The following is a 12,811-nucleotide window of genomic DNA, read 5'->3' on the forward strand; positions in this document are numbered from 1 at the left end:
CTAGAAATATAAAATCTTATGGAATATTTAGATTTTGAATTACCTATTAAAGAACTTGAAGAGCAAATTGAAAAATGTCAGCTTATAGGTGAAGATACACAAGTAGATGTATCAACTACATGTGAGCAATTAGCTCAAAAGTTAGAAGAGACGAAAAAAAATTTATATGAAAATTTAACAGCATGGCAACGTGTTCAAATGTCTCGTCATCCTAACCGTCCTTACACCCTAGAACACATCGAAAATTTAACAAGTGGTGTATTCTTAGAATTATTTGGAGATCGTGGTGTAAAAGATGATAAGGCCATGATAGGAGGATTGGGTAAGATAAATGGTCAGTCTTTTATGATTATTGGTCAACAAAAGGAATTAATACAAAAATGCGTCAGTTGCGTAATTTTGGTATGGCAAATCCAGAAGGTTATCGAAAAGCATTACGATTGATGCGTATGGCTGAAAAATTTAATATTCCAGTTCTAACCTTAGTTGATACTCCGAGAGCCTATCCGGGCTTAGAAGCAGAAGAAAGAGGGCAAGGAGAAGCCATTGCACGAAATATTTTTGAAATGATTCGTTTAAAAGTACCAATCATTACAGTAATTATAGGAGAAGGAGCTTCAGGTGGAGCATTAGGAATAGGAGTAGGAAATAAAGTGTATATGATGGAAAATACTTGGTACTCCGTAATTTCACCCGAATCTTGTTCGTCTATCCTATGGAGAAGTTGGGAGCATAAAGAAAAAGCAGCAGAAGCACTTAAATTAACTGCAAAAGATATGAAAGAGCATGGATTAATTGATGAAATTATTCCAGAGCCACTTGGTGGAGCACATCGTGACAAACCTACCGCTTTTAAAAATGTAAAAGAATATGTGTTAAAAGCTTTTGGTGAATTAAAAAACTTATCAACAGAAGAGTTAATAACACAAAGAATGGATAAGTATAGTAAAATGGGGCATTATCAAGAATAATATAAAAATTTAATATATTTAAATCCGAAACCCATGGTTTCGGATTTTTTTACCTCTTATTAACAAAATAAAATAATTGTTAACATTAATTCTCAATACTTTAAGGAGTCTTTTTTCTTCTCTTTTTAGAGATTTCAAACTACCTTTGCATTATGGAAAATTTCAAAAACATCAACCCAGCTAAAGTAGACAAAACAGCCATAATAAACCTTGAAAAAGGGAAGTTGCCACCACAAGCGATTGATTTAGAAGAGGCTGTTTTAGGAGCCATGATGATTGATAAAAAGGGGTTGATGAAGTAATTGATATCTTACAACCCGATGCTTTTTATAAAGACGCTCATAAATACATATTTGATGCCATCGTTACACTTTTTAATGATTCTCAACCAATTGATTTATTGACTGTTTCAGCTCAATTAAAAAAATGGGTAAGTTAGAAGTGGCAGGAGGCGATTATTACCTTATTCAGCTTACTCAAAAGATATCATCTTCTGCACATATCGAATTTCACTCCCGTATTATTCTACAAAAATATATTCAGAGAAGTTTGATTAAAATTTCTTCTGAAATTATTGAAGAAGCCTATGATGAAACTACAGATGTATTTGAATTACTAGATAGTTCAGAAGCCAAATTTTATGAAGTTACACAAGGTAATATCAAACGAAGTTCTGAAACAGCTCAAAGCTTAGTAATTCAAGCTAAAAAGAGAATTGAACAAATAGCAGGAAAAGAAGGGTTAAGCGGTATCCCTACAGGATTTCACGCATTAGATAAAGTTACTTCAGGTTGGCAGCCATCCGATTTAATCATTATTGCTGCCCGTCCGGTATGGGTAAAACAGCATTTGTCTTATCTATGGCAAGAAATATGGCAATTCAATTTAATAGTGGAGTAGCTGTATTTTCCTTAGAGATGTCATCCGTTCAGTTAATTACTCGTTTAATTTCTTCAGAAACAGGCTTGTCATCTGAAAAATTACGTACGGGTAAGTTGGAAAAACACGAATGGGAACAATTATCAGTTAAAGTTAGAGATCTAGAAAAAGCACCTCTCTTTATAGATGATACCCCATCTCTATCAATTTTTGATCTACGAGCTAAAGCAAGAAGATTAAAATCACAGTACGATATAAAAATTATAGTTATTGACTACCTCCAACTAATGACAGCAGGAGGAAATGCAAAAGGAGGAGGAGGAAATAGAGAGCAAGAAATTTCAACAATCTCCCGAAATTTAAAAGCATTAGCAAAAGAATTAGATGTACCCGTTATAGCCTTATCTCAGTTATCACGTGCTGTAGAAACACGTGGTTCTAGTAAGCGTCCTTTATTATCTGATTTACGTGAATCAGGAGCAATCGAACAAGATGCCGATATTGTATCATTCATATATCGTCCTGAATACTATAAAATAGAAGAATGGGATGATGATGAACGTTCTCCTACCCAAGGACAAGGAGAATTTATTATTGCTAAACACCGTAACGGTAGTTTAGAAAACATACGACTAAAATTTTTAGGACACCTTGGTAAATTTGATAATTTAGATGAATTTGGGAGTGAGTTTGACGATCTTCCTTCTAAAATGAATTTAGAAGACTCTAATCCATTCATTACGCCTAATTTGCCTTCGCCTAATGAAGCATTTGGTAGCACTATGAATAATTTTGATGATGATAGTGACGTTCCTTTTTAATTAAAAGATTAATATTGTTATATTTGATAATAGATATAAATAGGTGCAATGAAAGCTTTTTTGATTTTTATAATTACAATCTTTAATATTTCCATAAGGGCAAATTCTATTTTGCTTCCTATGGATGAAGTCACGCAAAAAAATCATTTGAAAGCCTATGGGATTACCTATTGGATATTGGATAAAGGATATAAAGGAAGTTGGCTCCTTAATTATAGAGGAGGATCCTTTCTTTTGCCAGATGTACAGGAAATTAGGAAAGAATGTCAAATAAGAGGAGTCAGTTTTGAAGTTATTTCAGATAATGAAACACAACAAATATTGGCAGATATAGCTTCCCCATCTCAAAATATGGAAGCTGTAACATTAGAAAAAGCACCTAAAATAGCGGTCTACTCTCCGCCGGAAAACAACCTTGGGATGATGCCGTAACAATGGTTTTAGCTTATGCCGAAATTCCTTTTAAAGTAGTGTACGATCAAGAAGTATTAAGTGATCAATTATTACTATATGATTGGTTACATTTACATCATGAAGATTTTACAGGTCAATATGGTAAATTTTACGGATCATATAAAAATATGCCTTGGTATATAGAACAAAAAAAAGATGCCGAAAATTTAGCTACCAAATTAGGTTTTGAAAAAGTGTCCAATGAAAAATTAGCCGTTGCCAAAAAAATTCGCGATTTTGTTATTGGAGGAGGCTTTATGTTTGCTATGTGCTCCGCAACAGATAGCTTTGATATTGCACTTTCAGCAGAAGGAATAGATATTTGCGAAACAATGTTTGACGGAGATCCAAGTGAAACAAATTATCAAGAAAAAATAGATTATTCGAAAACTTTTGCTTTCAAAGATTTTCTTCTTGAAAGAAGACCTGAAAAATATGAATTTTCAAATATTGATACAACAGAAAAACATCAAGCAATTGTTCCTTTTGATAAAGATTATTTTACACTCTCAGAATATTCCGCTAAATGGGATGTTATACCCTCTATGCTTTGTCAAAATCATACAGCATTAGTAAAAGGTTTTATGGGACAAACTACTGCATTTGATAAAGAATTAATTAAGTCAAATGTTTTAGTAATGGGAGAATGTCAAATAAATGGAGAAGCCCGTTATATTCATGCCCAAAAAGGAAAAGGTTTTTTTACTTTTTATGGAGGGCATGACCCCGAAGATTATCAACATAGAGTAGGGGATGAGCCAACCGATTTAAATTTGCATCCGAACTCACCGGGTTTTCGATTAATTTTAAATAACATACTTTTTCCAGCTGCTAAAAAGAAACATCAAAAAACCTAAGATGTTATGTGAAAATTAAAGATAAAAATATAAGATTTTGTCCCAGATTCCACATTAGATTTCGTTGTGAAACAAAAAAATCAATAAATTCAAAGCTCACGAAAAAATTTTAGAAGATGAAACAGTTGCGTAATTTGGTTTTAAGCAATATAATCTCATTAAAAGAGATATAGCACTTCGATCAAAGAGAAAAATTTAGATATCAATATTGTGCTGTTATTTCTTCTGTTATATAAAAAGACAGGATTCTGAACTTTTAAGAAAACCTAATTAATTGAGGAAAAAAAGGATGTTTTTTTGGATTCAAAGGTTCTTTATTTGTAATAACTTTTAACTGATTTGGGGTTAAAACTGCTAAAAATAAAGAATTAAGTAAAGAACGTCATAAAAAACGCCAAGCTAAAATTCTTGTAGTTTTATTACCTTGTTTCATGTAGATGATTTCGGAAGAAGCTTTCAGTTTTTTTAAAATGCTTTCAAAATGTTTTAAATGCTCTTTTTAGAAACTAATGAACTGAACCATTTAACTTGTGACTTAAAATGAACACTTTCATAAATCATATTAGTAATAAAAGCCTTTTCACCCCCTTCACACCATAGCTCGTTATTCTGGCCTCCAAAATTTAAAACAACTTTACCTTCTGTCTCTTTTCCTAAATTATGAAGTTTTCTTATACTACCTTTTGTTGCCTCTTCTCTTGAATTATGAAAAGGAGGATTGCAAATTACACAGTCAAAAACTTCATTAGTTTTAATAATTTTTTTAAAACTATTTCTTTTGTTTTCCTGAAAACGTAAAGTAATATATTTAGAAAGCTCATTTTCTTGGATTATTTTTTCCGCAGTTAATAAGGCGGGTTTATCAACTTCCGTTGCTACAAAAGTCCAACCGTATATTTTATGTCCCAAAATAGGATAAATACAGTTTGCACCAGTTCCTATATCTAGTATCTTAATACCACTTCCCGTAGGTAAAGTACCATTAATTCCTTTAGCTAGTAGATCGGCAATATAATGTATATAATCAGCTCTGCCGGTATTGGCGGATATAAATTAGTTTTAGGTAAATCGTAAAAATTAATTTGATAAAAATATTTCAATAAAGCATTGTTCAAGCTTCTAACAGCATCAGGATTAGCAAAATCAATACTTTCATTTCCATATTTATTAATGCTAATATGTTTTTTTAAATCAGGAAAAGCAGTAGTTAATAGATTGAAATTATACTCTTGGTTGTGTTTATTTCTAGGGTGTAATCCTTTATTTAGGTCTTTTTTCATAAACTTGCTGGAAAAAATAATAGAATAATACAAAAATCCCAATCTTGCGACTGGGATTTTTTAAGTAAGTTAAATGTATTGTTAAACGTTATTATTTTACTTTGTTAAGAATAGCTTTGAAAGCTTCAGGGTGATTCATAGCTAAATCAGCTAAAACTTTACGGTTTAGCTCAATATTATTAGCTTTTAATTTGCCCATAAATTGAGAGTAAGATATCCCTTCTAAACGAGCACCTGCGTTAATACGCATAATCCATAAAGAACGGAAACTTCTCTTCTTAGCTTTACGATCTCTATAAGCATATAACATTGCTTTTTCAACCGCATTCTTAGCAACTGTCCAAACGTTTTTTCTTCTACCAAAGAAACCTTTGGCTTGCTTCATTATCTTTTTTCTTCTTGCTCTTTTAGCAACTGAATTTACTGATCTTGGCATAATTTTTACTTTTTTTGAAGTAAGGCGTTCTGATATTTATCAGACTCTTAAAAGCCCACCCCGGGGTTATTAAATTTTTTTAACCTAAATTATTCAGGCATTAGTAGTGATAGTTAATAGTAATTTGTACTAATAGTTAACCACTTTAGACTAACGCTTATTAAATAATTCTTAATTGTTCTTTTACACTTTTCACATCCGATTGATGAACTAATGCAGAGTGAGTTAACGCTAATTTACGTTTTTTAGACTTTTTAGTCAAAATGTGACTTTTAAAAGCGTGTTTTCTTTTAATTTTTCCAGAGCCAGTAACTTTAAAACGTTTCTTAGCACTAGATTTAGTTTTCATTTTAGGCATAATTTCCCAAATTTATTTAATTTAACTTACTTATATTTTGAGTGAATAGCCAAAGTCAAAAGTTATTACTAATGTCTAAGTCTATTTGCTTTTTTTCTTTGGTGTAATAAACATAATCATACGTTTACCCTCTAGAACAGGCATTGCTTCAACTTTTCCTACCTCTTCAAGATCCTGAGCTAATCTTAATAGTAAGATTTGACCTTGTTCCTTGTAAATGATTGAACGTCCCTTGAAGAATACAAAGGCTTTTAATTTAGCTCCATCCTTAAGAAATTTTTCTGCATTTTTCTTTTTAAACTCATAATCATGCTCATCGGTTTGAGGTCCAAAACGAATCTCTTTTATAACGATTTGAGTTGATTTAGCTTTTAATTCTTTTTCACGTCTCTTCTGCTCGTATAAGAACTTTTTATAGTCCATTATTTTACAAACAGGAGGCTCTGCATTTGGAGAAATTTCAACCAAATCAAGTTCTAATTCATCTGCTAGACGTAAAGCATCAGAAGTTTTTATTACTCCCGGTTCTACATTGTCTCCTACTAAACGAATTTCCGGAACACGAATATACTGATTTATTCTGTGTTCATCCTTTTTTCTACGCGAGGTTGATTACCTCTGTTGTTCCTGATTGCGATAACTTTTAATTTTTTAGTTAAACTTCAAATGTTTTCAAAGATTTACTTACCTCCTCATTTACTAAAGTAATGAAATCTTCTATTTTTATGGTTATATTACCTTTTCCTTCTTGACCATGACGACGTACAGAAACAGTTCCATTCTTTTCCTCTTCTTCACCTACAATTAGCATGAATGGGAACTTTTTAGTTTCTGCCTCACGAATTTTTTTCCAATTGTTTCGTTACGGTTGTCTATTAGGGCGCGAATTTCGTTATTTTCTAGCAAATCTGAAACTTTTTTCGCATAATTTTCATATTTTTCACTCAAAGACAAGATTATAGCCTGATCAGGCATTAGCCAAAGAGGAAAATTTCCTGCAGTGTGTTCTAATAAAATAGCAATAAAACGTTCCATAGATCCAAATGGAGCTCTGTGGATCATTACAGGTCTGTGTAATTCATTGTCAGAACCCTTATAAGTTAAGTCAAAACGTTCAGGTAAATTGTAATCTACCTGAATTGTTCCTAATTGCCAACTTCTTCCTAAAGCATCTTTAACCATAAAGTCAAGTTTTGGTCCATAGAAAGCAGCCTCACCGTATTCTACTACAGTGTTTAACCCTTTTTCCTTAGCTGCATTGATAATTGCACTTTCTGCTTTTTCCCAATTTTCATCAGTACCAATGTATTTTTCTGGTTTTTCTGGGTCTCTTAACGAAATTTGAGCTGTAAAGTTTTCAAATCCTAAAGAACCAAATACATATAATACCAAATCTATTACATTTTTAAATTCTAGATCTAATTGGTCTGGTGTACAGAATAAGTGTGCGTCATCCTGAGTAAAGCCTCTTACACGAGTCAAACCATGTAATTCACCAGATTGTTCATAACGATATACAGTTCCAAATTCAGCATAACGCTTTGGTAAATCTTTATAAGACCAAGGTTTTGCGTTGTAAATTTCACAGTGGTGAGGACAGTTCATCGGTTTTAATAAAAACTCTTCGCCTTCAGCAGGAGTATTTATCGGTTGGAAACTATCAGCACCGTATTTAGCATAATGTCCAGAAGTAACATACAATTCTTTCTGACCAATATGTGGTGATACAACTTGTTCGTAACCCGCTTTCTTTTGTGCTTTCTTTAAAAACTGTTCCAAACGGTCGCGTAATGCAGCTCCTTTTGGTAACCATAAAGGTAAACCTTGACCCACGCGTTGTGAAAAGTGGAATAATTCTAACTCTTTTCCTAGTTTTCTGTGGTCACGACGCTTTGCCTCTTCTAATAAAGCTAAATAGTCGGTCAAATCTTTTTGCTTAGGGAATGAAATTCCGTAAACACGAGTTAATTGTTTGTTTTTTTCATCACCCCTCCAATAAGCGCCCGCAACAGAAAGGATTTTCATAGCTTTAATAATTCCAGTATTCGGAATATGGCCACCACGACATAAATCGGTAAAAGTAGCGTGGTCACAAAAAGTGATAGTGCCATCCTCAAGATTTTCAATCAATTCCGTTTTGAATTCGTTGTTAGTATACATAGCTAAAGCTTCCGCTTTAGTCACGCTACGCATTTTGAATTCGTGTTTCTCTCTTGAGATTTCTAATACACGATCCTCAATCTTCTTGAAATCAGTATCTGTAATTTTATGCCCACCAAAGTCAACATCGTAATAAAAACCTTTTTCAATAGCAGGACCAATAGTTAATTTGATTCCAGAGTAAAGCTCCTCTAAAGCCTGCGCCATAACGTGTGAAGTTGAGTGCCAAAAAGCCTTTTTACCCTCAATGTTATCCCGGGTAAATAAAGTTAAGTTACCGTCGGTAGTCAATTCGGTAACCGTTTCAACGGTCGTCCCGTTAAAGCTTGCCGAAATAACATTGCGTGCCAAACCTTCACTAATCGATTTAGCCACGTCCATAGGAGTCACGCCACTTGCGTACTCTCTAATTGAACCGTCTGGTAAAGTAATCTTAATCATACTAAAAATTTAAGAACGCAAATATATAAGTTTAAAAAAATAGATACAATACCTATATCTGTTTATTTTACCTATTAGTAAAAGTTATTTTAAATGTTTCCAATTTGATAATATCTTAAAAATGAACAAAAAATAAAAACAGACTTATTATTGAAGTAAAAGTGGATTTGAATGTTTTTTGAGAGTTTTGTTAATGCTCAGATTACCAGATTATAGGTGTTTCTGAAGTCTGTTTAAAAGCTAAGCTATTAGATGTATCCTTAACGTAATAAAATTGTTTCGTTTTAATCCAAATTTTGCAATAGACTTTAATAATTAAGAAAAAGAGGTGAAAAAATAAAAATACAAAGAACAATACTTTCTTGAAATTTAGGTTAAATATTCGGATTCAAAATATAAACTACCAGATTTGATAATTCTGTATTAATTACCCTCGTTATACAAGCATTATTCCCAATACAAAATAAACTTAATATAAAATTTAAAACAAACACATTTATTGAAGTCTTTTTTATTAAAAAAATCTTTTAATCACTATACAATAAAGTTTATTATCATAAAATCGAAAACTTATTCGGTTAGAAAATTAATAAAAGATTAAAATCGTATATAATTCCATAATTAAAGATAGACAATTCCATTATTAGATCCAATCTAAAAAGAGACAATAAGCAATTCTAATTATCTAATAAAATTCGAAGACATGATTTTAATTTAACTTATAAATGTTGGCAATACGGATATATTAGAAACAATTTAGAAATTTTGTCAATTTTGAAAAGTTCTTTTTAAATTAAAAAAATAACTTAATAGTACAATATTTATTATAGTATTGTTTTGTTAAAAAGAATGCAAGTTTAGACAATAAATATAATTTTAGAATCGCCCCAATATAAAAGTATTTTTATTATCTACATTCAACTATCTACCTCCGTAAGCTGAAAAAAGGTTTTAACTATTTGATAAACAGCAATTAAAATAAAAAACTAAAAAAAATAAGACAAAACACTAGGAAAAAGAAAAAAACGAGCGTATCTTTGCACCCGCAACAGCGAAGTTCATTAAGTTATTGTTAAGACATTTTTAGAAGCTTACTTCAAAAAAAGTTTTCAAAAAAAGTCTTGCGAATTTAAAAAGAATTTTTACCTTTGCACCCGCTAAGACGCTAAGTCAAAAGCGAAAAATAAGAATAAAAAGTTCATAGACATATTGGATTGACAGCACGTTTTAATAGAGGTATTAAAACAATAAAATTTAAGAGAGTAAGAAAACTAGCATTCTTTGTCCACAATATTTAACCTTAGGGTTACAAAAGATATACGATGAAGAGTTTGATCCTGGCTCAGGATGAACGCTAGCGGCAGGCTTAACACATGCAAGTCGAGGGGTAGAAGGAGCTTGCTCCTTTGAGACCGGCGCACGGGTGCGTAACGCGTATGTAATCTACCTTGTACAGGGGGATAGCCCAGAGAAATTTGGATTAATACCCCATAGTATTATGATGTGGCCTCGCATTATGATTAAAGTTCCAACGGTACAAGATGAGCATGCGTCCCATTAGCTAGATGGTAAGGTAACGGCTTACCATGGCTACGATGGGTAGGGGTCCTGAGAGGGAGATCCCCCACACTGGTACTGAGACACGGACCAGACTCCTACGGGAGGCAGCAGTGAGGAATATTGGGCAATGGTCGCAAGACTGACCCAGCCATGCCGCGTGCAGGATGACGCATCTATGGTGTGTAAACTGCTTTTGTACAGGAAGAAACACTCCCTTGCGAGGGAGCTTGACGGTACTGTAAGAATAAGGATCGGCTAACTCCGTGCCAGCAGCCGCGGTAATACGGAGGATCCAAGCGTTATCCGGAATCATTGGGTTTAAAGGGTCCGTAGGCGGTTTTATAAGTCAGTGGTGAAATCTGGTCGCTCAACGATCAAACGGCCATTGATACTGTAAGACTTGAATTACTTGGAAGTAACTAGAATATGTAGTGTAGCGGTGAAATGCTTAGAGATTACATGGAATACCAATTGCGAAGGCAGGTTACTACGAGTATATTGACGCTGATGGACGAAAGCGTGGGGAGCGAACAGGATTAGATACCCCGGTAGTCCACGCCGTAAACGATGGATACTAGCTGTTTGGAGTAATCTGAGTGGCTAAGCGAAAGTGATAAGTATCCCACCCGGGAGTACGCTCGCAAGAGTGAAACTCAAAGGAATTGACGGGGGCCCGCACAAGCGGAGGAGCATGTGGTTTAATTCGATGATACGCGAGGAACCTTACCAAGGCTTAAATGGGAAACGACAGATTTGGAAACAGATCTTTCTTCGGACGTTTTTCAAGGTGCTGCATGGTTGTCGTCAGCTCGTGCCGTGAGGTGTCAGGTTAAGTCCTATAACGAGCGCAACCCCTGTTGTTAGTTGCCATCGAGTAAGGTCGGGAACTCTAACAAGACTGCCGGTGCAAACCGTGAGGAAGGTGGGGATGACGTCAAATCATCACGGCCCTTACGCCTTGGGCTACACACGTGCTACAATGGACGGTACAGAGAGCAGCCACTACGCAAGTAGGCGCGAATCTAAAAAACCGTTCTCAGTTCGGATCGGAGTCTGCAACTCGACTCCGTGAAGCTGGATTCGCTAGTAATCGCAGATCAGCCATGCTGCGGTGAATACGTTCCCGGGCCTTGTACACACCGCCCGTCAAGCCATGGAAGCTGGGGGTACCTGAAGTCGGTGACCGCAAGGAGCTGCCTAGGGTAAAACTGGTAACTAGGGCTAAGTCGTAACAAGGTAGCCGTACCGGAAGGTGCGGCTGGAACACCTCCTTTCTAGAGACAAAAAAAAGGATGTGATTTAAAATTAAATTTAAATTAAAATCTTACTCTCGCTGTTAATTCAAAAAAAAAGAAAAGGCTTAAAATACAGAGTCTCGTAGCTCAGCTGGTTAGAGTACTACACTGATAATGTAGGGGTCGGCAGTTCGAGTCTGCCCGGGACTACTATTTAAAGTTATAAAAAGGAAATTCTAGAAGCGAATTTTGAATTATAAATTTTAAATGATGAATTTGAAAAATAATTCAAAAAAATAATTCAACATTCAAAATAGACAATGGGGGATTAGCTCAGCTGGCTAGAGCGCCTGCCTTGCACGCAGGAGGTCATCGGTTCGACTCCGATATTCTCCACAACAGCCCCTCCTAACCTTCCCAAAGGGGAGGAACACAGAGCAATCGGCTCTCCCCCTTCGGGGGAGCTGGAGGGGGCTCAAAGTTCATTGACATATTGAGATAAACATACAAACAAGTAGAAAGAACATCTTTAGTGATTAGTAAAAAAGCAATAGGCACTAGTGGCTTATGGCTATTGACTAATGGCTAAAAGAATAAAGAAAACAATAAGCAAAATAAGGGCGTATGGGGAATGCCTAGGCTCTCAGAGGCGAAGAAGGACGTGATAAGCTGCGAAAAGCTGCGGGGATCGGCACATACGAATTGATCCGCAGATATCCCAATGGGGCAACCCACTATGTTGAAGACATAGTATCCGATAGGAGGCGAACCCGCTGAACTGAAACATCTAAGTAGGCGGAGGAGAAGAAAACAAAAGTGATTGCGTAAGTAGTGGCGAGCGAAAGCGCATTAGCCCAAACCGTTGTTGTTACGGCAATAACGGGGTTGTAGGACCACAATATTTCTTGTAAACTGAATTAGAATAACCTTTGGAAAGGTTAACCCAAGAGGGTGATAGTCCCGTATAAGTAAAGAATATAAAGAATAGTGTTATCCTGAGTAGGGCGGGGCACGTGAAACCCTGTCTGAATCTGGCGGGACCATCCGCTAAGGCTAAATACTCCTGAGAGACCGATAGTGAACCAGTACCGTGAGGGAAAGGTGAAAAGAACCGTGAATAACGGAGTGAAATAGAACCTGAAACCATACGCCTACAAGCGGTCGGAGCAACGTAAGTTGTGACGGCGTGCCTTTTGCATAATGAGCCTACGAGTTACCGTTGCTGGCAAGGTTAAGTGATTAAGTCACGGATCCGTAGCGAAAGCGAGTCTGAATAGGGCGCGATTCAATCTAAGGGATTGAAAGCGTATTTATACGCTTAAGTCAGTAGTGGTAGACGCGAAACCGTGTGATCTACCCA

General features: G+C 35.1%; 3 protein-coding genes, 2 tRNA genes, 2 rRNA genes and 5 pseudogenes (1 of these 12 only partly in view). 7 read left to right on the forward strand and 5 right to left on the reverse strand.

The window, feature by feature from the left end; genetic code table 11:
- Positions 1-18 precede the first annotated feature (18 nt).
- The 3 pseudogenes from JJC05_RS14435 to JJC05_RS14445 all read left to right on the forward strand — a co-directional run bounded on the left by JJC05_RS14435 (position 19) and on the right by JJC05_RS14445 (position 3,981).
- Positions 19-971, forward strand: a pseudogene (locus tag JJC05_RS14435) (acetyl-CoA carboxylase carboxyltransferase subunit alpha).
- Between the two features lie 152 nt (positions 972-1,123).
- A pseudogene (gene dnaB / locus JJC05_RS14440) lies at positions 1,124-2,671 on the forward strand (replicative DNA helicase).
- A gap of 48 nt (positions 2,672-2,719) precedes the next feature.
- A pseudogene (locus JJC05_RS14445) lies at positions 2,720-3,981 on the forward strand (asparagine synthetase B).
- 382 nt (positions 3,982-4,363) lie between these two features.
- Here the strand turns inward: JJC05_RS14445 and rlmF are convergent.
- From rlmF to thrS, 5 genes and pseudogenes are all read right to left on the reverse strand, one after another.
- A pseudogene (rlmF, locus tag JJC05_RS14450) lies at positions 4,364-5,261 on the reverse strand (23S rRNA (adenine(1618)-N(6))-methyltransferase RlmF).
- Between the two features lie 91 nt (positions 5,262-5,352).
- Entirely contained in the window at positions 5,353-5,697 is a 345-nt protein-coding gene (gene rplT, locus JJC05_RS14455; RefSeq protein WP_088392779.1) for a 50S ribosomal protein L20, read from the reverse strand.
- Positions 5,698-5,857: 160 nt separating this feature from the next.
- The gene (rpmI, locus tag JJC05_RS14460; protein WP_014164268.1) at positions 5,858-6,055 is read right to left on the reverse strand and encodes a 50S ribosomal protein L35; all 198 of its coding nucleotides are present in this window, start codon (positions 6,053-6,055) and stop codon (positions 5,858-5,860) included.
- A gap of 81 nt (positions 6,056-6,136) precedes the next feature.
- Positions 6,137-6,634, reverse strand: coding sequence for a translation initiation factor IF-3 (gene infC / locus JJC05_RS14465; RefSeq protein ID WP_219845013.1), 498 nt, complete (start codon positions 6,632-6,634; stop codon positions 6,137-6,139).
- A gap of 76 nt (positions 6,635-6,710) precedes the next feature.
- Positions 6,711-8,656 (reverse strand): annotated as a pseudogene (gene thrS / locus JJC05_RS14470) (threonine--tRNA ligase).
- 1,319 nt (positions 8,657-9,975) lie between these two features.
- On the opposite strand from thrS, the gene JJC05_RS14475 reads away from it, so the two are divergent.
- The 4 genes from JJC05_RS14475 to JJC05_RS14490 all read left to right on the forward strand — a co-directional run.
- A 16S ribosomal RNA gene (locus JJC05_RS14475) occupies positions 9,976-11,490 on the forward strand.
- A gap of 97 nt (positions 11,491-11,587) precedes the next feature.
- Positions 11,588-11,661, forward strand: a tRNA-Ile gene (locus JJC05_RS14480).
- A gap of 112 nt (positions 11,662-11,773) precedes the next feature.
- Positions 11,774-11,847 (forward strand) — tRNA-Ala (locus JJC05_RS14485).
- Between the two features lie 207 nt (positions 11,848-12,054).
- Positions 12,055-12,811: ribosomal RNA gene (locus JJC05_RS14490) — 23S ribosomal RNA — on the forward strand; it runs 2,155 nt beyond the window's last position.
- Together the 16S and 23S rRNA genes with 2 tRNA genes alongside form the textbook arrangement of a ribosomal RNA operon.

The sequence above is a fragment of the Flavobacterium davisii genome, assembly GCF_019565505.1.
Taxonomy (GTDB): domain Bacteria; phylum Bacteroidota; class Bacteroidia; order Flavobacteriales; family Flavobacteriaceae; genus Flavobacterium; species Flavobacterium davisii.

Coding starts and splice junctions, on each gene's coding strand:
- rplT (WP_088392779.1), bottom strand. CDS start 5,697: ATGCCAAGATCAGTAAATTCAGTTGCTAAAAGAGCAAGAAGAAAAAAG.
- rpmI (WP_014164268.1), bottom strand. CDS start 6,055: ATGCCTAAAATGAAAACTAAATCTAGTGCTAAGAAACGTTTTAAAGTT.